At 73.1% G+C, this 25,428-nt stretch carries 27 protein-coding genes; 13 read left to right on the forward strand and 14 right to left on the reverse strand.

Features of this window, described 5'->3' with window-relative positions:
- Nucleotides 1-5: 5 nt before the first annotated feature.
- Entirely contained in the window at nt 6-1,676 is a 1,671-nt protein-coding gene (locus LQ327_RS16235) for a cation:proton antiporter (protein WP_230735496.1), read from the reverse strand.
- Between the two features lie 136 nt (nt 1,677-1,812).
- Here LQ327_RS16235 and LQ327_RS16240 point away from each other — a divergent pair, with 136 nt between their 5' ends.
- The 3 genes from LQ327_RS16240 to LQ327_RS16250 are packed head-to-tail and all read left to right on the forward strand — an operon-like array spanning nt 1,813 to nt 5,133.
- Nucleotides 1,813-3,090: a PP2C family protein-serine/threonine phosphatase gene (locus LQ327_RS16240; RefSeq protein ID WP_230735498.1), complete on the forward strand. Its 1,278-nt coding sequence runs from the start codon at nt 1,813-1,815 to the stop codon at nt 3,088-3,090.
- A complete protein-coding gene (locus LQ327_RS16245) occupies nt 3,087-4,706 on the forward strand; it encodes a sensor histidine kinase (protein WP_230735500.1) in 1,620 nt (539 codons plus the stop codon). Before LQ327_RS16240 ends, LQ327_RS16245 begins: the two co-directional genes overlap by 4 nt.
- Nucleotides 4,699-5,133, forward strand: coding sequence for a response regulator (locus LQ327_RS16250; protein ID WP_230735502.1), 435 nt, complete (start codon nt 4,699-4,701; stop codon nt 5,131-5,133). Before LQ327_RS16245 ends, LQ327_RS16250 begins: the two co-directional genes overlap by 8 nt.
- Before the next feature lie 6 nt (nt 5,134-5,139).
- Here the strand turns inward: LQ327_RS16250 and LQ327_RS34795 are convergent, their stop codons facing one another.
- From LQ327_RS34795 to LQ327_RS16280, 6 genes are all read right to left on the reverse strand, one after another.
- Entirely contained in the window at nt 5,140-5,721 is a 582-nt protein-coding gene (locus LQ327_RS34795) for a TMEM165/GDT1 family protein (protein WP_230735504.1), read from the reverse strand.
- A 68-nt stretch (nt 5,722-5,789) separates the two neighbouring features.
- Entirely contained in the window at nt 5,790-6,554 is a 765-nt protein-coding gene (locus LQ327_RS16260) for a ribonucleotide-diphosphate reductase subunit beta (RefSeq protein ID WP_230735506.1), read from the reverse strand.
- A gap of 13 nt (nt 6,555-6,567) precedes the next feature.
- Nucleotides 6,568-6,783 (reverse strand): rubredoxin, encoded by a 216-nt coding sequence (gene rd, locus LQ327_RS16265; protein WP_308286328.1) that lies wholly within the window; start codon nt 6,781-6,783, stop codon nt 6,568-6,570.
- Between the two features lie 94 nt (nt 6,784-6,877).
- Entirely contained in the window at nt 6,878-6,967 is a 90-nt protein-coding gene (pqqA, locus tag LQ327_RS34800) for a pyrroloquinoline quinone precursor peptide PqqA (RefSeq protein WP_230735509.1), read from the reverse strand.
- Nucleotides 6,968-7,049: 82 nt separating this feature from the next.
- On the reverse strand, nt 7,050-8,735 hold the full coding sequence (locus LQ327_RS16275; RefSeq protein ID WP_230735511.1) for a pyrroloquinoline quinone-dependent dehydrogenase: 1,686 nt from the start codon (nt 8,733-8,735) through the stop codon (nt 7,050-7,052).
- A gap of 33 nt (nt 8,736-8,768) precedes the next feature.
- Nucleotides 8,769-9,230, reverse strand: coding sequence for an MSMEG_3727 family PQQ-associated protein (locus LQ327_RS16280; protein ID WP_230735514.1), 462 nt, complete (start codon nt 9,228-9,230; stop codon nt 8,769-8,771).
- Nucleotides 9,231-9,791: 561 nt separating this feature from the next.
- On the opposite strand from LQ327_RS16280, the gene LQ327_RS16285 reads away from it, so the two are divergent.
- Nucleotides 9,792-10,544, forward strand: a complete 753-nt coding sequence (locus LQ327_RS16285) for a hypothetical protein (RefSeq protein ID WP_230735515.1) — start codon at nt 9,792-9,794, stop codon at nt 10,542-10,544.
- 32 nt (nt 10,545-10,576) lie between these two features.
- Here the strand turns inward: LQ327_RS16285 and LQ327_RS16290 are convergent, their stop codons facing one another.
- Entirely contained in the window at nt 10,577-11,392 is an 816-nt protein-coding gene (locus LQ327_RS16290; RefSeq protein WP_230735517.1) for a DedA family protein, read from the reverse strand.
- Nucleotides 11,393-11,511: 119 nt separating this feature from the next.
- On the opposite strand from LQ327_RS16290, the gene LQ327_RS16295 reads away from it, so the two are divergent.
- Entirely contained in the window at nt 11,512-12,264 is a 753-nt protein-coding gene (locus LQ327_RS16295) for a polysaccharide deacetylase family protein (RefSeq protein WP_230735519.1), read from the forward strand.
- A 65-nt stretch (nt 12,265-12,329) separates the two neighbouring features.
- On the opposite strand, the gene LQ327_RS16300 is transcribed toward LQ327_RS16295, so the two are convergent.
- On the reverse strand, nt 12,330-12,764 hold the full coding sequence (locus LQ327_RS16300; protein ID WP_230735522.1) for a MarR family winged helix-turn-helix transcriptional regulator: 435 nt from the start codon (nt 12,762-12,764) through the stop codon (nt 12,330-12,332).
- A gap of 54 nt (nt 12,765-12,818) precedes the next feature.
- On the opposite strand from LQ327_RS16300, the gene LQ327_RS16305 reads away from it, so the two are divergent.
- From LQ327_RS16305 to LQ327_RS16315, 3 genes are all read left to right on the forward strand, one after another.
- The gene (locus tag LQ327_RS16305) at nt 12,819-13,394 is read left to right on the forward strand and encodes a TIGR03086 family metal-binding protein (protein ID WP_230735523.1); all 576 of its coding nucleotides are present in this window, start codon (nt 12,819-12,821) and stop codon (nt 13,392-13,394) included.
- Nucleotides 13,395-13,795: 401 nt separating this feature from the next.
- Entirely contained in the window at nt 13,796-14,824 is a 1,029-nt protein-coding gene (locus tag LQ327_RS16310) for an aldo/keto reductase (RefSeq protein ID WP_230735525.1), read from the forward strand.
- Nucleotides 14,825-14,845: 21 nt separating this feature from the next.
- Complete coding sequence (locus LQ327_RS16315; protein WP_230736234.1) at nt 14,846-15,721, forward strand: alpha/beta fold hydrolase; 876 nt, start codon at nt 14,846-14,848, stop codon at nt 15,719-15,721.
- Here the strand turns inward: LQ327_RS16315 and LQ327_RS16320 are convergent.
- Both LQ327_RS16320 and LQ327_RS16325 read right to left on the reverse strand, forming a co-directional pair.
- Complete coding sequence (locus tag LQ327_RS16320) at nt 15,718-16,209, reverse strand: hypothetical protein (protein ID WP_230735527.1); 492 nt, start codon at nt 16,207-16,209, stop codon at nt 15,718-15,720. The two genes, LQ327_RS16315 and LQ327_RS16320, sit on opposite strands and share 4 nt — an antisense overlap.
- Nucleotides 16,206-16,655 carry a hypothetical protein gene (locus LQ327_RS16325; RefSeq protein ID WP_230735529.1) on the reverse strand — a complete coding sequence of 150 codons (450 nt, stop codon included), beginning with the start codon at nt 16,653-16,655 and terminating at the stop codon, nt 16,206-16,208. The genes LQ327_RS16320 and LQ327_RS16325 overlap by 4 nt, the downstream gene beginning before the upstream one ends.
- A 473-nt stretch (nt 16,656-17,128) precedes the next feature.
- Between LQ327_RS16325 and LQ327_RS16330 the strand changes: the two genes are divergently transcribed.
- Together LQ327_RS16330 and LQ327_RS34805 are read left to right on the forward strand one after the other, a co-directional pair.
- On the forward strand, nt 17,129-17,740 hold the full coding sequence (locus tag LQ327_RS16330; protein WP_230735532.1) for a hypothetical protein: 612 nt from the start codon (nt 17,129-17,131) through the stop codon (nt 17,738-17,740).
- Nucleotides 17,737-18,633 (forward strand): sigma-70 family RNA polymerase sigma factor, encoded by an 897-nt coding sequence (locus LQ327_RS34805; protein ID WP_308286329.1) that lies wholly within the window; start codon nt 17,737-17,739, stop codon nt 18,631-18,633. Before LQ327_RS16330 ends, LQ327_RS34805 begins: the two co-directional genes overlap by 4 nt.
- Nucleotides 18,634-18,647: 14 nt before the next feature.
- On the opposite strand, the gene LQ327_RS16340 is transcribed toward LQ327_RS34805, so the two are convergent.
- A complete protein-coding gene (locus LQ327_RS16340) occupies nt 18,648-19,889 on the reverse strand; it encodes an SAM-dependent methyltransferase (protein ID WP_230735534.1) in 1,242 nt (413 codons plus the stop codon).
- 29 nt (nt 19,890-19,918) lie between these two features.
- A complete protein-coding gene (locus LQ327_RS16345) occupies nt 19,919-21,328 on the reverse strand; it encodes an FAD-binding oxidoreductase (RefSeq protein WP_230735537.1) in 1,410 nt (469 codons plus the stop codon).
- 151 nt (nt 21,329-21,479) lie between these two features.
- On the opposite strand from LQ327_RS16345, the gene ligD reads away from it, so the two are divergent.
- Nucleotides 21,480-22,907: a non-homologous end-joining DNA ligase gene (gene ligD / locus LQ327_RS34810; RefSeq protein WP_308286330.1), complete on the forward strand. Its 1,428-nt coding sequence runs from the start codon at nt 21,480-21,482 to the stop codon at nt 22,905-22,907.
- Nucleotides 22,908-22,988: 81 nt separating this feature from the next.
- Here the strand turns inward: ligD and LQ327_RS16360 are convergent, their stop codons facing one another.
- Nucleotides 22,989-23,801, reverse strand: coding sequence for a hypothetical protein (locus LQ327_RS16360; RefSeq protein ID WP_230735538.1), 813 nt, complete (start codon nt 23,799-23,801; stop codon nt 22,989-22,991).
- Between the two features lie 157 nt (nt 23,802-23,958).
- Between LQ327_RS16360 and LQ327_RS16365 the strand changes: the two genes are divergently transcribed.
- Nucleotides 23,959-24,861, forward strand: a complete 903-nt coding sequence (locus LQ327_RS16365) for a glycerophosphodiester phosphodiesterase family protein (protein WP_230735541.1) — start codon at nt 23,959-23,961, stop codon at nt 24,859-24,861.
- Between the two features lie 213 nt (nt 24,862-25,074).
- Complete coding sequence (locus LQ327_RS16370) at nt 25,075-25,419, forward strand: RNA polymerase-binding protein RbpA (RefSeq protein WP_230735543.1); 345 nt, start codon at nt 25,075-25,077, stop codon at nt 25,417-25,419.
- Nucleotides 25,420-25,428: the final 9 nt, after the last annotated feature.

Below are 25,428 nucleotides of genomic sequence, written 5' to 3' on the forward strand. Positions count from 1 at the left end.
CGGGTTCACGACGGCGGGTCGGCGCCGGCGGGCGTCGCGGGCCCGCTCCGCATCTCCAGCCCGATCTGGGCGACGTCGACCGCGTCCAACGCGGACGCGAGCGCGGCGGCGCTGAACAGCCCGTCGTCGCGGGCGTCGAGCAGCGCCGTGCGCTGGGCCTCGTACACGGCGAGCCCGTAGGCCTTGCCGCCGCCCTGCTCGCGCTCCGGGTCGTCGGGCGGTGCCGGAACGGTGTCGGCCGCCCGCGTCAACAGGTCCAGCAGCGCCTGGCGTTCCTGCACCGTGGCCTCGTCGTCCACGGTGCCCCTGGCGGGATCCGGTCGCAGCACCCGCAGTACGACGACCGGCAGGAGACCACCCTGGACCAGCAGCGACGTCGCGGCGACCACGAAGGCGATCAGAACCAGGACCGAGCGCTGGGGCGTGGACTCGGGCAGGGTCTGCGCGGCGGCGACGGTCACCGCGCCGCGCATGCCCGCCCAGACCACCACGGTGCCCTCGCGGAATCCGAGCGGGTGGGCGAGCAGGTGGTCGATGTCGGCGAGGCTGCGGCGCACCCGCGTCCGGATCCGGTCGAGACGGCGTTCCGAGGGCGGCCGGCGCTCCCACCGGTCGCCCATCGCCGTCGGGTCGTCCAGCCGGGTCTGGAAGTCGGTCATCTGCGGCCGCATCCGCTCGACGCTCCGTGATTGCCGGTGCAGCAGGTAGAGGACCGGGGCGGTGTAGGCCGCCCGGACGGCCACCGTGATCACCCAGGCGCCCGCGCAGGCGACGACGAGGGTGCTGGTCGCGGTGCGGTCGTCGGGCACGTCGGCGAGCAGCCGGGACAGCTGCAGGCCCATGAGCAGGAACAGGGCGCCCTCGCCCAGGACCTCGACGGTGCGCCAGTTCTGGGTGTCGACGACGCGGTGCACGGGCGGCAGCACCCGGGGGGAGTGGTGCCCCGTGACCAGTCCGGCGACGACCGCAGCGACCAGTCCCGACGCGCCCGCCGCCTCGGCCGGCAGGGACGCGAGGAACGGCGTCGTGAAGGAGACCAGGCTGCTGACGTAGGCGTCGGAGATGCGGGCCCGCACCATGACGACGACGTGGGCGACCACAAATCCCACGACGGCGGCGATCGCCACGGCGAGCGCGAAGTCGCCGACGACGCCCCACACCGAGAGGGTGGCGCCCGCCCCGACGACCGCGGCCCGGAGCAGCACGAGGGCGCTGGCGTCGTTGAGCAGTCCCTCGCCCTCGAGCACGGCGACCACGCGTTCGGGGGCGCCCAGTCGTTTGACGATGGTCGTCGCGACGGCATCGGTCGGGCTCAGGATCGCTCCGAGCGCGAGTCCCCAGCCGAAGCCGATCCCAGGCAGTACCACGGCGAAGAAGAGGCCGAGTGCCACGCTCGTGGCGACCACGAGGACCACCGCGAATCCGCTGACCGGACGGAACTCCCGCCGGAAGTCCATGGCCGGCATCGCCGCCGCCGAGGCGTACAGCAGCGGCGGCAGCACGGCGGTCAGCAGCACCTCGGGCGGCACCGTGACGGCGGGCATGCCGGGGACCAGGCTCGCGGCGCCGCCGAGCACCACCAGCAGGAGCGGCCCGGCGATCCGCAGCCGTGCCCCGACCGTGGTGACGGCGGCGACGGCGAGGACACCCAGGACGATCCCGAACTCGAGCTGCACCGGATCCACCTCCGCCCGGGATCATCCCGAGCCACTCCGGCGGCTGCATGACCGGCAGGCCAGGACCACTAGGGTGGCGACACTGGTAGCGCTTCACTCCGACGGCGCCGGGCCTGATCGGGCAGAGGAGGTGCCGGTGGCGCAAGCAGTACAGGAGTCGGCGGCACCCATGTCCGTGCTGCTGGTCGAGGACGACGACGGCGACGCCCTGCTGGTCGCCGAGCACTTCGCCGACGCCGAGACGGTGAGCGGACTCGCGGTGTCCCTGCAGCGGGTCCGGACCGTGGCCGAGGCCGAGGAGGCCCTGGCCACCGTGGAGTGCGTGCTGCTCGACCTCGCCCTGCCCGACGCGCACGGACTCGACGCGCTGCAGCGGGTCCTGCGGGCCGGGGACGGTCCGGCGGTCGTGGTGCTGACCGGGCGGCACGACGAGATGCTGGGCGCCGAGGCCGTCGGGGCGGGCGCGCAGGACTACCTCCTCAAGGACTCCGTGGACGGTCCCTCGCTGACCCGGGCGCTGCGCTACGCCGCCGAGCGCGTCCGCGGCGAACGGGTCCGGCGCCAGCTCTGGGACGCCAACGCGCGTGCCGAGGAGAACTCCCGGCTGGAACGCGGGCTGCTCCCGACACCGCTGGTCGCCGACCCCGGCGTGCAGATCGCCGTCCGGTACGAGCCCGGTGGCCAGCGGCGGTTGCTCGGCGGCGACTTCTACGACGCCGTCGAGGGGCCGGACGGCACGCTGCACGTCGTCATCGGCGACGTCTGCGGGCACGGTCCCGACGAGGCGGCGCTCGGGGTGAACCTCCGGATCGCGTGGCGGGCGATGATCCTCTCGGGCGCCGACGAGGCCGCCCTGCTCCCGACGCTGAGCCGCCTGCTCGTCCACGAACGGGAGCTCCCCGGCCTGTTCGCGACGCTGGCCCTGCTCACCATCGACCTCGACGAGCGTCACGCGCGGGTCCGCCTCGCCGGTCATCCGCCGCCGATCCTGCTCCAGCAGGACGGGCCGGCGCAGCCCCTGCCCAGCACGCACCTGGGTCGGCCGATCGGCGTGCTGCCGGACGACCACTGGGAGGTCCTCGAGATGCCGCTCCCCGTCCAGTGGGCGTTGCTGCTCTACACCGACGGCCTCATCGAGGGTCGCCCGAACGCTGACTTCGACACGACCGGCACCGACCCGGACGGCGACGAGGGCGTGCTCGACACCGACGGCCTGCTCACGATCGTCGAGCAGTGCGTCGAGGACAGCGAGGATCGTGCCGTCCCCGCGACGCGCAACGGCGGATCGCACGGCCACCGGCCGTGGCCGCCGACCCCGAACCGGCTGCTCGACCGGTTGATCCTCCGGGTCGGGGAGCTGACCGACGAGCGCGCCGACGACGTCGCCGCCGTCCTGCTGGTCTCGCAGCGGTGAGCGCCGTGGAGACCGGGAGCCCGCAGGGGTCCGGAGGCGAGGTCGATCAGCGCTCCCTCAGCCGGCTGCTGGCCCTGTGCACGATCATCGGCCTGGTCGTGCTGCTGCTCGGGGGCCTGGTCACCGGGACCGCGATGGTCGCCCTCGACCGTCACCGGGCCGACCTCCTCGACCGGCTCGACCCCGCCCTGGTCGACGTCGCGCAGCTCAACGCCGCCCTGCTCGACCAGGAGACCGGCATCCGCGGGTACGTGCTCGGCGGGCAACAGGCCTTCCTCGATCCCTACACCCGCGGCCGCGACCTCGAGGCACAGCTCGCCGGCGACCTGCGCGGCCTGATCGGGCCGGCCGAGGGGCTGGGCGACCTCGAGGCGGTGGAAGCGCGCTCGGCGCAGTGGCGTGCGTCGTACGCCGACCCGGCGATCGCCGCGATGAACGCGCGGGCCCCGGCCCCGAACGCCGATGCCGGCAAGGTCGCGTTCGACGGGGTGCGCTCGTCGCTGACCTCGCTCACGACGGTGCTCACGGCCCGCCGCGACGCCGCGCGCCAGGCCCTCGACTCCGCGGTCGGCACGTTGCGACTGGTGACCATCCTCGTGCTGGTGGCGCTGGCGCTCGGGCTCGCCGTGCTCCTGCTGTGGTTGCGCCGGGTCGTCGTCCGCCCCACCGAGCGCCTGGCGGCCGAGGTCCGCGTCGTCGCGGACGGCGACCTCGAGTGGGAGGTCGCGGTCCAGGGCCCGCGTGAGATCGCCGGGCTCGGCCGCGACGTCGACGCGATGCGCCGCGCCCTGACCAGCGAGATGGCGAACATCGAGGCCGCACGCCGCGAGCTCGACGAGCAGGGCCGCGAGCTGCAGCGCTCGAACTCCGACCTCGAACAGTTCGCCTACGTCGCCTCGCACGACCTCCAGGAGCCGCTGCGCAAGGTCGCGAGCTTCTGCCAGCTGCTGCAGCGGCGCTACAGCGGCGAGCTCGACGAGCGCGCCGACCAGTACATCGAGTTCGCGGTCGACGGCGCCAAGCGGATGCAGGTGCTGATCAACGACCTGCTCGCGTTCTCCCGGGTCGGGCGCTCGGAGCTCGGCGACGAGGTGGTGGACGCGGGCACCGTCCTCGATCAGGCCACCGAGAACCTCGCGGGGGCCCTCGAGGAGAACGACGGGCGCATCACCCACGACCGGCTGCCGCGGGTTCGGGCCGATCCCGTGCTGCTGACCACGGTCTTCCAGAACCTGCTCGGCAACTCGCTGAAGTTCCGGGGCGAGGCGCCGCCGCGCGCCCACGTGAGCGCCACCCGCGACGGCGACCGCTGGCTGCTCCGGGTCACCGACAACGGCATCGGCATCGAGCACGAGTACGCCGAGCGCATCTTCACGATCTTCCAGCGACTGCATCCCAAGTCCACCTATCCCGGGACCGGGATCGGTCTGGCCATGTGCCGCAAGATCGTCGAGCATCACGGCGGGGCCATCTGGCTGGAGGACTCCGCCGGCGAGGGGACCACGTTCGTCGTCGCGCTCCCCGTCCTGCCCGAGGAACGGTCCGAGGAAGTGCCCGAGCAAGCGCCGACCCCCGGGGCGACCGCCCCGGGCAACCAGGAGGAGAGCCGTGTCTGATCCGGCCGAGATCGACGTGCTGCTGGTCGAGGACGACGAGGGCGACGTCCTGATGACCCGCGAGGCCTTCGAGCACCACAAGCTGCGCAACCAGCTCCACGTCGTCCCCGACGGCGTGGAGGCGCTCGCATTCCTGCGCCGGGAGGGCGAGCACGCCGGCGCGCCGCGGCCGGGCCTGATCCTGTTGGATCTCAACCTGCCCCGCAAGGACGGCCGCGAGGTGCTCGAGGAGATCAAGTCCGACGAGTCGCTGCGCAGCATCCCGGTGGTCGTCCTCACGACCTCCCAGGCGGAGGAGGACATCCTGCGCAGCTACAACCTCTACGCCAACGCCTACGTCGCGAAGCCCGTCGACTTCGAGCGGTTCATCGACGTGATCCGCCAGATCGACGACTTCTTCGTCAGCGTCGTGAAGCTGCCCCGCTGAGCCGCGTCACTCGGTGATCACGTCGATCGCGGTGAGCACGGCGAGGACGACGAGGAGCGCGGCGGCGATCCGGGTCAGCCACTGGTAGGGCACGACCCGGCGCAGCCGGCTGCCGCCGTAGACCGCGAGGACCGAGACGCCCCAGAGGGCGAGGACCGCGCCGATCCCGATGGCCAGCGGGTCGGCGTAGCGGGCGGTGAGCGTGGCGATGACGATCTGGGTCGGGTCGCCGAGCTCGGCGAGCAGGATGACCCCGAAGCTGGTGGCCACCACCCGCCAGCGTGAACCGGGCGTCCCGGCGAGCTCCAGGTCGTCGTCATCGTCGTCGTCCTCGCGCAGCAGCAGGAACGCGCCGACGAGGAAGACGACGACCAGCGCGATCTCGAGCGGCCGGCGGGGGAGCAGCGCCACGAGGCTCCCGGCGACGACCGCGAGCACGGTGTGCACGACGAACGCCGCCATCACCCCCACCAGCACCAGGCGCGGGGGGAAGCGGCTGCCGAGGACCACCGTGGCCAGGGCGCTGGTGTCGGGCAGCTCGGCGAGCGCGACGATCCCGAACGTGATGCCGGCGACGGCGAGGTTCACGGCGGTGGGCTACTTTCCTCGAGGGCGTGCCCGACCCTCCGGCACGGCGTTGACGAGACGCGGACGGTCTACCAGAACTTGATGCCGACGGCCTTGAGACGACGCTGGTGGAGCTGCTTCACCTTGTCGATGTCGTCGGAGGAGATGAGGTTCCCCCAGGCCTTGGACGCCTCCGTGCCCCGGTTGAGGAGTTCCTCCATCTCGTCGTCGACGATGTCGGCGCTCTGGATCACGCGGGAGCCGAAGCCGATGTGCCAGCGCTCGTCCCGCAGGACGAGCTCCATCCCCTTGTGGACGCCCGGCATCTTCACCGACAGCTGCGAGAGCGCCTTCAGCAGGGCGTGCTGGCCCGCGGTGAGGACCACGCCCTCCAGGATCATGTGGTAGAGCCCGACCGCGGAGGTCAGCTCCTCCTGGTCGTCGGCGAGGGCATAGGCGAGGGCCGGGAGGCGCTCCTCGAACAGTTCGAGCAGCTCCGGGCTGACCCGCTCACGGAGGACCTCGAGGCGCTCGGTCATGTTGGCGCCGGGGATACCGGCCACCTCTGAAACGACCCGGTCGAAGAACCGGGCGTGACGGGCCTCGTCCCGGGCCTGGGACCGGAAGCACGCCGCCATGGAGTCGTCGATCGTGGCCTTGGCCTCGAACGACGTCAGGTGCACGGCGACCGACGTCTCGCCCACGCAGAAGCCGGCGAGCAGCCCGAGGATCTGGTCGTACTCCTGGTCCTCGAGCTTGCCCCAGGCCTCGATGTCGGCCGTGAGGTCGATTGCGGTCTCGTCCCACTGCAACGAATCGGCGAGTTGGACGAAGTGGCCGTAACCGGTGATCATCTGATCGACATCCTCACATCTCCGGGAACTCGCCCGGTTCCAGCGCGCGGAAGTCCGACTTCTCGGCTCCGCAGATCGGGCACATCCAGTCGTCCGGGATGTCCTCGAAGGGCGTCCCGGGCGGGATGCCGCTGTCGGGGTCACCCTCCTCCGGATCGTAGATGAAGCCGCACATTTCGCAGAGCCAGCGGACGGCCTCCGGCCCGGCCATCGTCTGATCGACAGTCATGCCATCTCCTGACGGATCCCGACCGAAATCGACGCTGATACGCCGCAGAGGGGCGCCGGAACTCGTCCGGCGCCCCTCCGCGGCTTGTCTCGGGTCAGTCGTCCATCTGGGCGACGTACATCGTCACCTCAGGGGCGACTCCGATCTCCTCGAACTGCGGGGTCTCCCACGTCTGGATCTCCACGGCTTTCACCTCCTCGTGAGCGGATGTGGTCCTCGTGCATGGTCGGGGTTCACGGGACAAGGCGCCGTGAACCCCGCGGTCCTCACTCCGGCAGCGCGAAGACGAACAGCGCGTCGCCGGCCGCGGCACCCAGGAGGCCGGGCAGGAAGCCCTCGATCCAGCCACCCCAGCCGGTCGGCACGGCCAGGTACTGCCGGCCGTTCACCGAGTACGTCGACGGGCTCGAGTGGTGCCCGCTGCCGCACTGGAACGACCACAGCTGCTCGCCGGTCGAGGCGTCCAGGGCCACGAGTTCACCCGTCGGCGTGCCCTGGAACACGAGCCCGCCCGCGGTGGCCAGCGTCGAGGCGCACATCGGGTACTCGTTGTTCCAGCGCCACTTCTCCTCGCCCGTGAGCGGGTCGATGGCGGCCACGAACCCGTAGTGGTCGTCGAGGTCGACGGCGACGCCGGCCCCCCAGTACGGGATGCTCTCCTTGAACTCGCGGCGCCTGCGGGTCGCGGTCGCCCCGACCTCCTGGACCGGCACGTAGATCAGCCCCGTCTGGGGGCTGTAGCACATGTGGGTCCATTCCTTGCCGCCGGCCGGCCCCGGCCAGAAGTGCACCGGGACGCCTTCCTCGTCCGGGTAGACCTTCGGCGTGACCTTCCCGTCCGGGGTGATCTCGCCCCAGGTGATGCGGTCGACGAAGGGGAACACCCGCACCAGTTCGCCGTTGGTACGGTCCAGGACGAAGAAGTACCCGTTCTTGTCCGCGTGGGCGAGCAGCTTGCGCCCGTCCGGTGCGTCGAACAGGACGTTCTCCATCGTGGAGTCGTAGTCCCACAGGTCGTGCGGCGTGAACTGGTAGTGCCAGCGGATCTGGCCGGTGTTCACGTCGACCGCGATGGTCGAGTCGGTGTAGAGGTTGTCGCCCTCACGGACGCCGCCGTCGAAGTCCGGCGCCGGGTTGCCCGTGCCCTGGTAGAGCAGCTCGAGCTCCGGGTCGTAGCTCGGAGTGACCCAGCAGTTGGCCCCGCCGCGCTGCCAGGCCTCGCCGTCGTCCGGCCAGGTCTCCGAGCCGGGCTCGCCCGGCTTCGGGATGGTGTAGCAGCGCCAGCGGCGCTCGCCGGACTGGGCGTCGAAGGCGTCCAGGTGTCCCCGAAGGCCGAACTCCCCGCCGGAGCTCCCGACGATGACCATGTCCTTGACGATCAGCGGCGCGACGGTGCCGCTCTCCCCGGCTCGGACGTCGCCGTTGGTCACGTCCCAAACCAGGTCACCGGTCTGTGCGTCGAGCGCGATGATGTGCGCGTTGAGGGTGTAGAGGTACACCTTGCCGTGGCCCACGGCGACGCCGCGGTTGACGTTTCCGCAGCACAGCGAGACGTCGTAGGGCGAGGCGTGCTTGTAGCGCCAGAGCTCGTCGCCGGTGACGGCGTCGATGGCCCAGAGCTTGCCTTCCGGACCGGAGACGTACATGACGCCCTCGACGACCAGAGGGGACGCCTCGAACGAGTAGGTCGACGCACCGGAGGTCAGGCCGGCCATGCCGGCCTGGAAGACCCACGCGGGGGTCAACTTCTTGACGTTGTCCTTGGTGATCTGGTCCAGGCCGCTGTAGCGCTGCCCGTCGTAGGTGCCGTAGTAGGTGAGCCAGTTCTGCGGCTCCGACGTCGCGCCCTTGATGCGCTCGTAGTTGACGTCACCGGTGGCGGGCGCGTTGCCCTTGGTGGCGCTGAGGGTCTTGTGCGAGACGGCCTCGCCGGCGTCCACGTAGTCGGTCATGACGAATTCTCCTCTCTCGGTGTGGGCGCGAACTCAGGGACGAGGCTGGGGCGGACGGTCGATCTTGGCCGAGTCGGGGACCTCGCCACCGAACACGAGCGCCGCGGTCAGCCCGCGCCCCTCGTCGTTGCCGGTCGTGGAGCCGTAGTAGTAGGTCCCAGGTCCGCCGAGGCTGAGGCGGGCCGTACCCTTGGAGTGGTTGACCAACCAGATGATCTTGGGGTCACCGTTGTTGGGCAGCACCGCGCAGTGGGTGTTCTTGTCGTCGTTGATGAGCGTGAGCTCGACCTCGCCGCCCTCGGGGAACACGAGGATCGAGGGCTCCCAGATCAGCTCGTCCTCCGGGATCCGCACCGTCGCGCGCATGATCCCGTCGGAGCCCTTCTCGCCGTACCCGACGCTCCCGGTACCGAGCAGGCGGCCGAGGGCCGTCCTGTTCTGCCCGTCCAGGCCCGCTGCGTGCAACTCTTCTGATCGATTGTCCGTGGCCGTCATCGGCCGTACCTCCTCGTCTCGAATGCCCTACCTGTCGGCAGCGAGAGCGAGCGGAGCGAACGTCGTCGCGCGTCCTGCGGACGCGTTCCGGGCGTTGCCATGGGCTCCTCCAAGTCGTGCGCGCGAGATGTCCCCATCCGTGCGCACGGTGCCGCCACAGGTCTCTCTCGACCGTTGAGCTGATCTTTTCGACCGCCGGGCGGCAGGACACACGGTTCTTCCGGCGACCGAATGTGATCAGCCGATGAACGGTGTGTGCTGAGCCACACCCGACCCTAGGGAGCCGACCCGGGGTCGGCAAGGGGGAGCCGGGCCCCGGGCACATCTTGATCATCGACGCAACATGGGTTGTACCACCTGTGCGCAGCACAGACGGTGCCGCGACGACGTCGAGAAAACTTCCGTCCGGCGTGGCGACCCCCTCCGTTCGCCGGGGTCGATGTGCCCGACCGTCCGGGTTCGGCGCCGTGCGCTGTCCGCGTCCGGGGGAGGGAGCTATGGTCCTCTCGGGCGACACCGTCGACGGGGCCGTGTGTCCGCCCGGTGGGAGGCCGATCTGACGTGCAGGAGTTCGGGTCACCCGACACACTCGCCCGGATCGGCGCCGAGTGCGCCCACGCCGACAGCGTCGAGCTCAAGACCCTGCTCCTGCCCCCGGCCGGGCGAGCCGCCGAGGCCCTGACCGGGCGTGGCGCCCCGACCTGGAGCGTCCGCCAGGTGTACCTGCTCGACACCGCCGAGCTCGGCCTGGTCCGCGCGGGCGTGGAGATCCGCCTCCGACGGCGGGCGCGGGGTCGCTTCGACCTCGCGGTCTCGGCCCACCACAACGGCATCTCGCGCGATCGGATACCGCGGCGCGGTGTGCGGGTGGAGATCGACGTGGTGCCCGGGGGGATGTGGCAGGACGTCGAGGTCCGGCGCGAGATCGACTCCGCGGCGGCGGCCGAGGTGATCGCCGGCGTGGTCAAGTCGGGTGAGGTGCTCTCCCCGACGCAGCGGGCGTGGGCCTGCCGCGGCGGCGAGGAGGTCCTGGACGACGCCATGTTGTGGGACCTGCACGTGCACGGACCGCTGGTGGTGCGGCGGGTCAAGGTCTCGGCGCCGGCGCTGGGCCTGCGCCGCGCCGACCTCGAGCACTTCCGGTTCCCCAGCGGCCGTGAGCTCGTGGAGATCTCCACCCGGTGCTCGCCGCGGGAGGTGGGCCCGACCGCGACGGCGTTCGAGCAGCTCCTCGACGAGCGCGGCGTCGCGATCGCGCCGGGCTACCGGACGAAGACCGCGATGTGGCGCGAGGAGATCGACGGCGGGAGCTGACGCCGTCGTCGTGTCGGGCGGAGCCGACCGGCCTACGTCGAGGCGGTCACGGCTCTGGGTGCGGTCGCCCGCCGCGAGCTCGGCTGCGCTTTCGTCCGCTCGGCCCGCTTGCGTTCGTACCAGCGGTGGGCGCCCACCACCGCCCCGGCGACGGCCGCGACGGCCAGCAGTGCACCGGCGGAGTTACCGATCCAGGCCTCGGCGCGGTCGAAGGAGTTCCCGGCGAAGTAGCCGACCAGCACGACCGCGCTGGCCCAGGTGCTCGCGCCCGCCGCGTTCCAGATGGTGAACCGGCCCAGTGGCATGCGGCTCATCCCGGCCACCAGAGGGACCACCGCGCGCAGGATGCCGACCCAGCGCCCGCAGAACACCGCGATCGGGCCGCGGTCGTACAGGAGCTGCTCGCTGCGCTCCCACCGTCCCTCGCCCAACCACTGACCGGCCCGGCTCGAGCGCAACCGCGGTCCCCAGGACCGGCCCATCGCGTAGCCCGCCGCGTCCCCGAGGATCGAGGCCCCGACCGCCGTCGCGAGCATGATGCGCAGGTCGGCCTGCCCGGTCCCGGCCAGGGCGCCGCCGAGCGCCATGGCGGTCTCGCCCGGCAGGACCAGCCCGATGAACGCGGCGGACTCGCCGAACGCGAGCAGGCCGACGACGAGATAGATCGGCCAGCCGTGGACGCTTGCTACCAGCTCGCTGACGGCCGCCCACCCTCTCGTCCGGCGTTGTGGAGGTCCGGCCCGGCGCACGACGGGGGCCTCGGACGGCCGCGACGCTACCGGCCCGGTGCCGGCCGACCCGCGCGACCCCGGTCGGCGTCGCGGCCCGCCACGGCGTTCGGAGGTCACGGCGCGTCGCGGTGATCGCAGGCCCCGTCCCTCTACCGTGTGACTCTTGCGATCCATGAGGCGCACGGGACAGGAGTGACGTGGCTGTTCGGCGACAGCGTGTGAAGCGGTCCCCGTTCGTGTCTCGCTGGGCGGGGCTGTGGGCCGTCGTCGGGCTGGTCGTCGGTGTCGCCTCGGTGGTCCTGCTCGACCGCGGCCCCGCGACGACGCTGGCCGCCGGACCCGTCGTCGTGGTCCCGGTCGACGCCGCCGCCGCCGCTCCGGCGCGGCCCCGCCCGAGTGGCGGGTTGCTCTCGGTCGCCCGGCCCGGCGGCAAGGTCGTCGCGCTGACCTTCGACGACGGGCCGGCCGCGGACACTCCGAGGATCCTCGACGTCCTCGCCCGCAACGACGTCACCGCGACGTTCTGCGAGATCGGGCAGCAGGCCCGGGCGCGGCCGGACCTCGTACGGCGCGTCGTCGCGGCCGGCCACCGGCTCTGCAACCACACCATCACGCACGACCCCGCGATCGGCACCCGCACCCCGGCCGTCATGGACACGCAGCTGCGGGCCAGCCGGGACATGTTGGTGAGCGCCTCCGGCGGTGCGGACGTCGACTACTTCCGCGCCCCGGAAGGTCGGTGGACGCCGACCCTGCTGTCCCGGTCCGCCCAGGCCGGGATGCAGCCGCTCGGGTGGACGGTCGACACCCGCGACTGGACCCGGCCGGGCACGGCGGCGATCGTCGCGTCCGTCGAGCGCGGGGTCCGGCCCGGCGCGATCATCCTGTTCCACGACGGCGGCGGGCCGCGCGGGCAGACGGTCCAGGCGCTCCAACAGCTGATCCCGCGGTTGCGCGCGCAGGGGTACTCGTTCGTCTTCCCGTCCTGATCCCGACGGCGTGGCGAGCCCTCCCGCGGAGTCGACCACGGCCCGGGCTCGAACGCCGCGCGCAGCTACTCGCTCGCCGTCCCGCCCGGTCCGGCCAGCCGCTGCAGGGCCCGGACGAACGGCTCCCGGTCCGCCGCGTCGAGGCCGGACAGCAGCCGCGACTCGAGGTCCCGGATCGCGCTCCGGCACTCCAGTAGCAGGGTGCTGCCGTCGGGCGTGAGGGTGACGACCCGCCGGCGTCGGTCGTCCGGGTCCGGCGCCCGGCCGATCAGCCCCCGGGCCTGGAGGCGCTCGAGGATCGGGATCAGACGGGTCTGGTCGCGGCCGGTGGTCCCGGCGAGCTGGGCCTGGGTCGGTGCCGGGCCGGAGCCGAGCGCCGTGAGCACCACGTAGTCCCACATCGTGAGGTCCCGGGCCGCGAGGATCGGCGCCTCGGCCGCGGCGATCGCCCGCGTGAGGCGGTGGGCCAGCGCGCCGAGGTCAGGGCGGTCGTCGGCCACGGCGTGGACTCTATCGGCTTGACGAATCCATCTACATGAGTAGATGATATACTGATGCAGACGAATGCGGTGGCCGTTCATCGGCGGGCGCTCGACGTGGCGACCTCGCTCATCCGGGATGTGCGGACCGACCAGCTGAGCCGGCCGAGCCCGTGCGCCGGATGGGACCTGCGGGCGCTGCTCGAGCACATGGTCGGGCAGAACCACGGCTTCGCGGACGCCGTGGAGAGTGCGGCGGGCGTGCCGGTCGCCGCGTTCGCCCCGCGGGCGTTCACCGCGGCCGCGTGGGAGGCCTCGGCCGAGCGGGTCGCAGCGGCGTTCGAGGCGGCGCCGGGGGAGCGGGAGGTCCTGCTCGTCGAGATCTCCCCGGAGCGGCGCTTCCCGGTGTCGACGGCGCTCCGCTTCCACCTGCTCGACACCGTCGTGCACACCTGGGACGTCGCGACCACCGTCGGCCTGGAGTTCCGCCCGGACGACGACCTGGCCCAGCTCGTGCACGCCGGGGCGGCCGCGGTGCCGACGGGTCCGGGGCGGGAGGCGCCCGGTGCGGCGTTCGCCCCGCCGCTGGACGTCGAGGGCGACGATCCGTGGATGACGACGTTGGCGCTGCTCGGTCGGAGTGCGGCGTGATCAACGGGACCGCATGGTCGTCCCGCGGGCCCGGCTGCAGCCGTGGCGTCCCGGTGATCGTGATGCGGTCGGCGTTCGAGGGGATGCGGCCGGCTCGCCGTTGATCATCAGCACATGAGGCAGACCGACAGGCGCTTGGCGTCAGTGTCGGCGTGGTGTGCCCGTCGCGCCCGCGCCCGTCATCGCCTCGTTGATCAGGGGCACTCCAGGCGCGCCAGACGGGCTCGCGAGCTGCCTGACGTACCCCTCGTGCCCAGGAGAGGGGCCACCGGCTCCGGAGAGGGGTCCACCAGTCCATCTGACATAATGTCGATTATCGGATCGGGCGGGAGGGTCGGCGGGTAGCGGGCGACCCCGGTGAGCTTGCGTTCGAGCGCGCTGCAGCCCCTAGCGTCGTTCCCATGACCAGTCTTCCGACCGTCAGCCTCGGCAACGGCCTCGACGTCAGCGCGCTCGGGTTCGGGTCGATGGCGCTGTCCGACGTCTACGGCACCACCGACCCCGACGAGGCCGTCCGCACGCTGCACGCCGCGCTCGACGCCGGCGTCACCTTCCTCGACACCGCCGACGTCTACGGCACCCCGCGCGAGGGCACGACCGGCCCGGCCGGCACCAACGAGGAACTGCTCGGCCGCGTGCTGGCCGACCGGCGCGACGAGGTGCAGCTCGCCACCAAGTTCGGCATCACCGGCAAGGTCGGCGACGGCGCGGTGCCCACCCGCGGCGACCGCGACTACGTGCGGCAGGCCTGCGAGAACTCGCTGCGCCGCCTCGGCGTCGAGACCATCGACCTCTACTACATGCACCGCCGGCAGCTCGACCTGCCGATCACCGAGACCGTCGGGGCCATGGCCGAGCTGGTCGCCGAGGGCAAGGTCCGCCACCTCGGGCTCTCCGAGGTCACCGCCGCCGAGCTCGCCGAGGCGACCACCGTGCACCCGATCGCCGCGGTGCAGAGCGAGTGGAGCATCTGGTCCCGCGACGTCGAGGCCAACGTCGTGCCGAGGGCCGCGGAGCTCGGCGTCGGCTTCGTGCCCTACAGCCCGCTCGGGCGCGGGTTCCTCACCGGCACGGTCACCGCGGAGCGGGTGGCCTCGACGATGCTGTCCAAGCAGCCGCGGCTGGCCGACCACTTCGACGCCAACCAGAAGGTCGTCGAGGTCGTCCGGGAGGTCGCCGGCGAGCTCGACGTCACCGCCGCGCAGGTCGCCCTCGCCTGGGTCTACGCCCAGGGCGCGGCGTTCGGTCTGCCCACCGTCCCGATCCCCGGCACCCGGTCCGCGCAGCGCGTGGTCGAGAACGCCGGCGCCGTGGGGCTCATGCTGTCCGCGGACCAGAAGGCGCGCCTGGACGCGGCCGCCGACCTCGTCGAGGGCAGCCGCAACTTCACGTTCTCCTCCGACGACTGGATTTCGTCCGGCCGGGAGTGATCTAGGGTCCGGCCCGTGGAGATGCAGCGGATCAGGCTGGGTGGGCTCGACGTCGCGTACCTGACCAGTGGACCCGACGACGGCCCGCTCGCCGTCCTGCTGCACGGCTATCCCGACACCGCCCACTCGTGGCGCCACCTCGCGCCGGTCCTGGCCGCGCGGGGGTACCGGGTGGTCGCGCCGTTCCTGCGGGGCTACGCCCCGACCGGGCTCGCCCCGGACGGCAGCTACCAGACCGGCGCCCTCGTCGCGGATGCCGTCGCGCTGCGCCGGGCGCTCGGCGACGAGCGGCCCGCGCTGCTGGTCGGGCACGACTGGGGTGCGGTGGCGGCGTACGGCGCCGCGGTGCACGCGCCGGATCTCTGGTCGCGGGTGGTGACGCTGGCCGTGCCGCCGATGGAGTTCGCCGCGGTCGCCGCCCGGAACCGCGACGTCGGGTTGCTCGCCCGCCAGGCCCGCGCGAGCTGGTACATGCTCTTCCAGCAGCTCCCGGTCGTCTCCGAGGCGTCCATCCCCCGGCTCGTCCCGAGGCTCTGGGCCGACTGGTCCCCCGGCTACGACGCGTCCGAGGACGTGCCCCGGGTCCTGGCCGCGCTCGACTCCCCCGCCCGCCGCACCGCCGCGCTGCGCTACTACCGCGCCTGGGCGCAGCGGTGGCGGCAGCTGCCCCGCTACCGCCGTGAGGAGCGCGCGGTGTTCGGCATCCCGCGGCACCCGCTGCTCTACCTGTACGGCACCGAGGACGGCTGCCTGCGGCCCGAGTCGAGCGCCCTGGCCGCCGAGCTGATGCCGCCCGAGCGCGTGGTCGCGGTGCCCGGCGCCGGGCACTTCCTGCAGCTCGAGGCGCCCGAGCGGGTCGCCGCGGCGATCACGGCGTTCCTCGACGAGGAGCGCTAGAGGGCGTCGAACCCGGCGACGAGCCAGCGCCCGTCGTCGGGGTCGGGCTCCAGGACGACCCGGGCGCTGCGGGCGTCGCGGCGGGGTGCCGGGTCGCCGTCGCGGGTGGTGGTCTGGGTGTAGAGCACCACCGTCTCGACGCGCTCCGGTGTCGCGGTGACCACCCCGACGCCCGAGACCGTCGCCGACGAGGTGGCGTGCCCGTCGACAGCGGCCGGGACGACGAGGCCGGCGACGATCGCGTGGTTCTGCGCGGCGAAGGGCCCGGTCGTCGCGGTGTCGATGCGCTCGGCGTCCGCGTCGACGGTGCGCCAGTCGTAGCCCAGCAGCACCGGGGTGAGCGCCCCGGCCGCCTGCGCCGCGTCCCGCGCAGCCGCGTCGGTCTCCCCCGCGACGACCGCGCGCTTCGCGAGCAGCCCGACGACGACGGCGGCGGCGACCACCGCGACCGCGAGGCCCACCACGAGGAGCCGGGCGCGGGTCGTCACGGGACCTCCCGCAGGTCGCTCACGAGCCACCGGCCGTCCGCGCGGGTCAGCCCGGCGTCCACCCGCCAGGCCCGCTGCGACGACCCGTCGGCCACCCGCGCCGCGGCGAGCACGCGGGCGGAGTCGCCGTCGAGGGACTCCAGGCCCACCGCGCGCACGACGACGGCGGAGCCGGCCGCCGTCGGAGGCGTCCCGCTCTCGAGCCGCGCCCGCCAGGGCCCCGTCGCGCCGTCGACGGCCCGGGTGCGTGCGGTCGGCGACGAGGGTGCCGCGACGAGGTCGGTGAGGTGCGTCCGGACGGCGGTGAGGACCGCGGCCTCGTCGTCGGCGTGCGCCGAGGCCCGGCCGCCCACGACGCCGAGCACCACGCCGGCCACGACGAGCACGGCCAGCAGCGCGGCGAGCAGGATCGTGACGCGGGTGCCCGACAGACCCCGTGATCGCATCGCGCCCCTCCCCCTGCGAGGCCCTGATCATCGGGCCCGTGCCTCCCCCGCCGCGTGCCGATACCCGCAGTGCGGCCGTTCGACCGTCCAGAATTCTGCCGAATGGTCTAATAGACACAACCGTCCGGGCGGTACGTGCTAGGACCGCCCGGGCTGACCGCCCACCGTTCGTCGCGACGCGGTGACCGGTGGTGGGCGGCGCCGTCACACGGGTGGCCCTACGAAGTGCCACTGAGGCCACCGGAGGTGCCGCCGGACGACGCGGGCCTTCCGGAGCGGGGAGCCGTCGGTCACGGTGGAGTCACACGACGGCGTGGCCGCGCTGCCCGGTCGGCGACCCCGATCAGGTCGCGGCGACGACGTCAGGTGATCACGACCGGGTCGAGCGGGCTGTCCGTCCCGCACCGGGTGATCGCGTCTGGGGGGTTCGGGGCACGGGTGATCGAGGACGTGGAGCAGCAGACGGTGGCGCCGTGCGCGCCCGCGGGACGGCGAGCGCGGGGATGACCTCGCAGCGCGTCGACTCCGACGAGCATCCCGTCGGCCTGCTCGACTTCCTCCGCCGGCACGACGCCTCCGTCCAGGTGCTCGTGACCATGTTCGGTCACGCCTACGGCGCGTCCCCGCCGGAGGTCTTCCTGCTCACCCGCGCGGCGGTGCACAGCACCTGGGCCGAGCTCGGCGCGCTGGACGAGAACGCCCGCATCCTCGAGATGGGGCTGCTGCTGACCCGGACCGCCCGCAGCCTCGGCGGGCACGCCGCGCCGTCGACCCACCGGCCGCGGCCCACCCTGCCCCCGGCCCCGCGGTCCGTGCTGGCGGCGCGGTCGTTCGAACCCGGCTGGCGTCATCCCGATCCGTGGCGCCTGCTCGCCGCGGACGAGGCCCGCCCGCTGCGGGCGCTGCGCCACCTCGATCCGCTCGCCCGGGACCTCGCCGTGCTGCGCTGGCTGGGGGTGCCCGGCGACCGTGCGGCGCCCGAGCTCGGACTGCCGGTGCCCGGGTTCGCCGGTCGCCTCGACGACGCCATGCGGCAGTGGGCCGCCGTGGTGGCGGCCGCCGACCCGGGGACCGCCGACCGGTGAGCGGTGACCAGATGGACCCCCGCGACCTCGACCGGCTCGTCGCGTCCGCGCTCGCCGGTGAGCGCGGCGCGATGGACACCCTGCTGCGCATCCTGCGTCCGCTGGTGGTGCGGTACTGCCGCAGCCGCCTCGGCGGGTACGACCGGGTCAACGCCACCCCCGACGACGTCGCCCAGGAGGTCTGCCTCGCGGTCCTGCGGGCTCTGCCCGGCTACCAGGACCAGGGCCGGCCGTTCCTCGCGTTCGTCTACGGGATCGCCCAGCACAAGGTCGTCGACGCGCACCGCGCCGCCGGCCGGGACCGGTCCGACCCCGTCGACGAGCTCCCCGAGGGCGAGGACCTCCACGACGGCCCGGAGCAGCACGCCCTCGCGGCCGCCGACTCGAACGAGATGGCCGCGCTGATGGGCGAGCTGCCCGAGAAACAGCGGGAGGTGCTCCGCCTGCGCGTCGTCGTCGGCCTGTCCGCCGAGGAGACCGCGGAGGCCGTGGGGTCCACCGCCGGAGCCGTGCGGGTCGCCCAGCACCGGGCCCTGACGAAGCTCCGCCAGCTGATCACCGAGCGGGGCCTGGCGCCGCCCTCGTCGCCCGACCCCGCCGACGACGCCCCTCGCCGCCGGGGCGGCAGCCGCGGGCCCCGCCGGCCGGCGCACGCCCGCCCCGAGGAGCCCGCGGTCCCGGTGCCGGACTGGCAGGCGGCCCCGCGCACCGGCGACATCGCGCTGGACCGCCTGCTCGATCTCGCCGACGCCCACGTCGCGGGCGTGGCCCGCGACGCCGAGCCGCGCACCGGCCCCGTCGGGGTCACCGACCGCACGGACCAGCAGCGCCGGATCGACGCCGAGGACGCCCGCATGGCCGGGGCCGCCCGCCGCTTCCGCGGCGGGGCGTGACCCGACGTCGTGACTCAGTAGGCCGGTCGCAGCGGGAAGCCGGAGCGGCCGCGGTCGTCCAGCTTGACCCCGAGCACCTGGTGGAGCTGGATGTTGTTGAGGTCGAACCCGACCGCGCACGCGGGCATGTAGAGGTTCCACACCCGGGCCCGGCCCTGGCCCGCCTCGGCGACGCACTCGTCCCAGTTCGCCTCGAGGTTGGCCGTCCACGCCTTGAGCGTCTTGGAGTAGTGCTCGCGCAGGTTCTCCTCGTGGCGGATCTCGAACCCGGCGCCGTTCATCCTCGAGATGAGGAAGCCCGCGGGCAGCAGCTCGCCGTCGGGGAAGACGTAGCGGTCGATGAACGGGTCCGCGTGCGAGCGGTGCCGGGCGTCGGGCCGGGTGATGCAGTGGTTGAGCAGCCGGCCGCCCGTGCGCAGCTTCGAGTACAGGAACGAGAAGTACGACTTGAGCTGCGCCCGTCCGATGTGCTCGGTGAGCCCGATCGAGCTGACGGCGTCGAACTCGCCCTCGGGCACGTCGCGGTAGTCGCAGTGCCGGATCTCGACGAGGTCGGACAGGCCGCGGCGGGCGACCTCCTTCTGCGCCCACAGCGCCTGGTCCCGGGAGAGCGTCACGCCGAGGGCCTGGACGCCGTGGTGCTCGGCGGCGTGCATCGACATCTGGCCCCAGCCGCACCCGACGTCGAGCAGGCGCATCCCCGGCTTCAGCGCGAGCTTGTCCGCCACCAGCGCGTGCTTGGCGAACTGCGCCTCCTCCAGCGTCGCGGTCTCGCTCGGGTACGCGGCGCACGTGTAGGCCATCGACGGGCCGAGGACCAGCTCGTAGAAGCGGTTCGACACGTCGTAGTGGTGGGCGATCGCCTCGGCGTCGCGGGCCTTCGAGTGCATCCAGCCGTGCTGGCGGTGCTCCTGCGGCGGCGGCGCGAGGTTGCGGTGGCGCATCCGGACCGGGGCGAGCTTCAGCGCCGTCGTCGCGAGCGTCGCGGGCGACACGTCGGAGATGGTCAGCTCGCTCATCGCGGTCAGCGCGGTGTACAGGTCACCGTCGACGTCGAGGTGGCCGGACACGTACGCCCGGGCGAGCCCGAGGGTGTTCGGCGAGCCGGCCAGGTAGGCCAGCGCCGTCTCGGTCCGGATCTCGATCTCGGCGACGGAGCCGGCGCCGGTGGGCGTCGAGACACTTCCGTCGTAGGCGCGGACGGTGATCGGGGCGTCCTCCCCCAGCACCGGCCGGAACAGCTCGGCGACTCCCACGGCTCCTCCTCGTTCTCCCAGTTGCGGCGTCAGCCGGTGACGCACTTGGTGTAGAGATCCGGCAGCCGTCCCGCCGGGTCGTAGCGGGCCTTCAGGCGGCGGTAGGCCTCGCCGCCGTAGAGGGCGTCGAACTCCTCGCGGCTGTAGCTCGAGGTCGAGTACAGCGATTTGTGGCCGTCGAGCTCCATGAGCTTCTGCTCGATCAGGCGGTTGTGGTGGTCCGGAGCCATGCCCTCGGTCAGCAGGGCGTCCGACCAGAAGCCGACGTTGACGTAGGTCGTCCCCGGCTCCAGCGGGTACAGCGGCCAGGTCCGGGGGCCGGAGCCGGTGTCGCGCAGGCGCAGCGGGCACACCCAGACCGGCGAGATGCCGATCTCGGCGTGGAAGAACTCGAGGAACTCCGCGAGCCGGTCCGCCGGCACCTCGACGTCCTGGATGATCGGCTCCACGCCGGCCGCACCGGTCATCCGCGTCTGGATGCGCTCGGAGAGCCCGAAGCGTCGGTCGAGGGCGACGAGCCGGCGGTAGACGTCGGAGCGCCGGTAGCGGCCGGGCCAGAACCGGCGCACCAGCGGGTGCTGCACCCCGAGCGCCCGCGAGCACCAGAACCAGTCGGTGTCCCAGCGCCACAGGTAGTCGTGGATGCTCAGGTGGTCGGCCTCGTCCGCATCGGCCAGCCGCGCGATCGAGCGGTAGTAGACGTGCTGGCCGGTGTAGTCCGAGAGCTCCGGCGCCTCGTCGACCATCCGGCCCAGCGTCAGGAACTGCTCGGGGCGTCCGGACGCGGTCTCGGAGGGCCCGAAGACGGTGCCGTCGACGAAGTCGACCGCCTCGCCGTCGTACGAGCGTTCCGCGGCGATCACGTCGACGGCCTTCGCGAGCGCGGACGCGTCGTCGAAGCGGAGGTGCCGCAGCCGTACGAACGGCCGCACCGGCGCGAGCTCGATGCGCAGCGCCACCGCGTAGCCGAGGGTGCCGTAGGAGTTGGCGAGCCCGGCCCACAGGTCGGCGGCGTCGTTGTCCGGGGTGGCGGTGACGATCTCGCCCGCACCGGTCAGCACGTCCGCCGAGAGCACCGACTCGTGCGGCAGCCCGTCGCGGAACGACGTCGACTCGATGCCGAGCCCGACGACGGCGCCCCCGAGCGTGATCGTCTTGAGCTGCGGGACCACCAGCGGCATCAGCCCGTGCGGCAGCGTGGCCGCCACGAGGTCCTCGTAGGTGGTCATGCCCCCGACGTCGGCGGTGTGCGCTTCGGGATCGACGTGCAGCACTCGATCGAGACCGTCTACCTCGAGCCCGCCCCGGCCGTCACGGAACCGGAAGAGGTTCGACGTCTTCTTCTTCAACCGCACCGGGGCGTCGGCGGGCAGCGCCGCCAACCGAGCTCGTGCTGCTGCCACTGCCCCTTCGTGCGCAGCACTCCGAGCCACCGTCATCTCGCCACCCCTGCTCGCGCGGCGTCGGCTCCCCGGCACCGATCGGTTGTCCGGGACCGCAGCGTATGCCCGCATCGGACGGGTGGCACGGGGCTCGGCAGTGGGATCCTTCACCGTGGTGGTACATCCAGTCCGGACGAGAGGGGAAGGAATGGGTGAGCTCGGGACGTATCGGGCCAAACGGGATCCCGGGCGCACGCCGGAGCCGTTCGGCGAGGTCGGCGGGACCGACACGAACGCCGGGGGGCGCTTCGTCGTCCAGGAGCACCATGCCCGCCGGCTGCACTACGACGTGCGCCTCGAGCGCGGCGGCGTGCTGGTGTGCTGGGCGGTGCCCAAGGGGCTGCCGGAGAAGCCCGGCACCCCGCGCCTCGCGGTCCACACCGAGGACCACCCGCTCGAGTACCTCGACTTCCACGGCGACATCCCGAAGGGCGAGTACGGCGGCGGGAGCATGACCGTCTGGGACTCGGGGACCTACGAGACCGAGAAGTGGAGCGACGACGAGGTCGCGGTCACGCTGCGCGGGGAGCGGGTCGACGGGCGCTTCGTGTTCTTCCGGCCGGCGCGCAACGACGACCCGAAGGACTGGCTGGTCACCCGCCGCGTCGACGACGGGAGCACGGCGAAGGAGCGCTCCGCCGGAGCCGTCCAGTCCCCGCGGGTGTCGGTCGGCGGTCGGGCGATGAAGCTCTCGAACCTGGACAAGGAGCTCTACCCGGGGGCGGGCGGGCTGGGGACCAAGAACGCGGTCATCGACTACTACGCCCGCGTCGCCGACACGCTGCTCCCCCACCTCGCCGGCCGCCCGGTGACGCTGCGGCGCTTCCCGGACGGCATCGAGGCCGAGTCGTTCTACGAGAAGAACGCGGGACGCAACGCCCCGTCCTGGCTGCGCACCGTGGTCGTGCCCACGCCCGGCTCCTCGCGCGGGAGCTCGAGCGCGTCGTTCGTCGTGGTCGAGGAGCTCGCCGCGCTCGTCTACCTCGCCAACCTCGCCGTCCTCGAGCTCCACGTCCCGCAGTGGCGGGTCGACGCCGAGGACCACCCGCTGCCGCCCGACGAGCTCGTCTTCGACCTCGACCCCGGCCCCGGCACGGGCCTCCTCGAGTGCGCCGCCGTGGCGCGGCGCATCCGGGCGCGGCTCGACGACGACGGCCTCGTCGCGAGCGTGAAGACCAGCGGCTCGAAGGGCATGCAGATGACGGCGTCGGTCGAGCTCGGTCCCGACGCCGAGGCGTCGTCGACCTCCGAGTACGCCAAGCGCGTCGCCGAGGCGCTGGCGCGGGAGACCCCCGGGTCCGTCACGGCGGTCATGGCGAAGGAGCGCCGGCGCGGGAAGGTGTTCGTCGACTGGAGCCAGAACAACACCGCGAAGACCACCGTGGCGCCGTACTCGCTGCGGGCGCGGGCGGCCGACGGGGCTCCGACGGTGTCCACGCCGCTGACGTGGGCCGAGGTGGAGGAGTGCACCGATGCCACGGAGCTGGTGTTCTCGCCGGAGGAGGTGCTCGCGCGGATCGCCGAGCACGGAGACCTCTACGCGTCGGCGCTGTCGGACGGGGCGCCGCTGCCGTGAGGCAGCGGGTGACCGGGCCCAGCAACTCCGGAGACCTCACCGGTGCGGCCCGGTGCGCCGCTGCCGGGTGACCGGCGTCGGTCAGCCGCCGCCCAGCAGCCCGCCCGCCGTGCGGGCGACACCATTGACCACGCTGCCGCCGGTCTCGACGAGACCGCCGACGAGTCCCTGCTGTTGGCCCCCGGAGGACCCGCCCGACGACCCTCCGGACGGCTTCGACGGGGCCTTGGGCGAGCTCGACGGCGCCTTCGAGGCCGGCGCCGTCGTCGTCCTTGTGGCCGACCGGCCCTGCTCGGTGGACGTGGTCGGGGTGGCCGAGCGCGGGGTGGTGGTGGTCTTCGTCGTGGTGCTCGGCGTGAGCGTCGGCGTCGCCCGGACGACCGCGGCGGGCACGGCCCTCACGGGGACGATCGGCTCGGCGGCGGCCGGCGGCGCCACCACCTGCGGCGCGCCGACCTGCGGTGCGGCGAACACCCCCGCCGTCGCCGGGTCGGTCCCCGCGGCCCCGGGCGCGGCCTGGACGGTGCCCGAGCCGGCGTCGCGTCCGGAGCTCCCGCCGGCCCCGTTCCCGGGCAGCGGGCCGGGCGAGCCGGCCGTGTAGGTGTCGACGCGGGGCAACGGGTCACCGGAGTGGTCGTTGGCCAGCGAGGTGATGGCGAGCGGGACCGCGGTGGCCGCGGCGGCGACCGACACGATCGCGAGGCCCCAGCCCCGGAGCCGGCTCGGCCCGCCCCCCGCGGTGTGGCGGTGCCGGGTGAACGACGACGCGGGCAGACTCGCCGGGACGGAGGTCGGGGCGCCCGCCTCGTCGAGGTGGCGCTGCGCCCACGTGGGGAGCCCGGAGTCGGCCGACGAGGACCCACTCCGTGAGCGCCCGTGCCGCGACCGCGCCATCCGTCCCCCGTATCCGCCTCCGCTGGTGACTGACCGGACACTACTCCATGTGTCGTATCCCCCCAAGGTGGCCACGGAGTGACGTCTGATCATCGTCGTACGGTTTCGATCACGGTTTGTCGTCGCGCCGTGATCGCAATCGGGCGAATATCGGTCCATGTGGGGGTCGCTGACCGTGTCGGGGATCTCCTGGTCGCGTGACGGCCGCGGCGTGGACACCCGCGCGACGCCGCCGTCGGGCACACTGCGGCCCGTGATCCCGGTCGCGCGCAGTCATCCGTATCTCGCCGCTTCCAGGCCACGGGCCTTCGCGCACCGCGGGTGGCACGTCGGGGATCTCGCCGGCCTCGAGAACACGCTGGCGGCGTTCCGACGCGCCCGCGACGAGGGCTACTCGTACGTCGAGACCGATGTGCACGCCACCCGCGACGGGGTCCTCGTCGTGCACCACGACGCCACGCTGCGCCGCGTCGCCGGCCACCCGGGCGTGCTGCGCGCCATGGAGTGGGCCGACGTGGCGCCGGTGCGCGTGCGCGGGCGGGAGAAGCTCCCCCGCCTGGAGGAGGCGCTGGAGGCCCTGCCGGGGATGCGCTTCAACGTCGACCTCAAGTCCCCCGGCGCCCTGCGGCCCATGCTCGAACTGCTCGAGCGCGACGACGTCGCCGAGCGCGTGGCCGTGGCCAGCACCGACGAGGGCAGGCTGCGGGCGGTGCGGCAACGGTTCGGGGACCGCGTCGTCACCGGCGTGTCCGCGCGGGCGGCGCTGTCGCTGCGGACCCGCTCGGTGCTGCCGCGGGCTATCTCGCGCCACGTGCCGGTCGGCGGGGACCTCGCACAGCTCCCGGTGCGCTTCGGCGGGCTGCCGGTCGTCGACGCCACCAGCCTGCGGGCCGCCCACGCTGCCGGCCTGGAGGTGCACGTGTGGACGGTCGACCGGGCCTCGGAGATGCACCGCCTGCTCGACCTCGGCGTCGACGGCCTCATGACCGACCGCCCGGACCTGCTCCGGGACGTGCTCGCGGTGCGCGGGGCGTGGGAGGCTGCTCCCCCGGCGGTGTGATCTGTGCCGACCTCGGGTAACACACTCGTGAACACGTCGATGTGTGCCAGGGGTCGGATACGATCGCGCGTTGCATCGCGTGAGTCGGGTCACGACCACGTGTCCGACGAGTGTCACGGGAACGAACCGGGCCCGTCGGGCGTTGGGACCTGAGCGTCGCCGACGGATCCGTCCGGGAGCGGCGCGCACGCAGTCGAGGAAAGGACAGCATTCATGGCCGACCGCGTCCTCCGTGGAAGCCGCCTCGGAGCCGTCAGCTACGAGACCGACCGCGACCACGACCTCGCCCCCCGTCGCTCCTTCGCCTACCGGTGCCCCAAGGGACACGACTTCGAGGTGCCCTTCTCCGACGACGCCGAGGCGCCGGTCGCGTGGGAGTGCCGCCTCCATGGCGAGGAGGGCAAGCGCATCGACGGCACGGAGCCCGAGCAGAAGAAGAGCAAGCCGCCCAGGACCCACTGGGACATGCTGCTCGAGCGTCGTTCCGTGCCCGAGCTCGAGGAGCTCCTCGACGAGCGCCTCGGACTCCTCAAGGAGCGCCGCTCCGAGAGCGCCTGACGTCGCTCG

It is taken from the genome of Actinomycetospora endophytica (assembly GCF_021026375.1).
Classification (GTDB): domain Bacteria; phylum Actinomycetota; class Actinomycetes; order Mycobacteriales; family Pseudonocardiaceae; genus Actinomycetospora; species Actinomycetospora endophytica.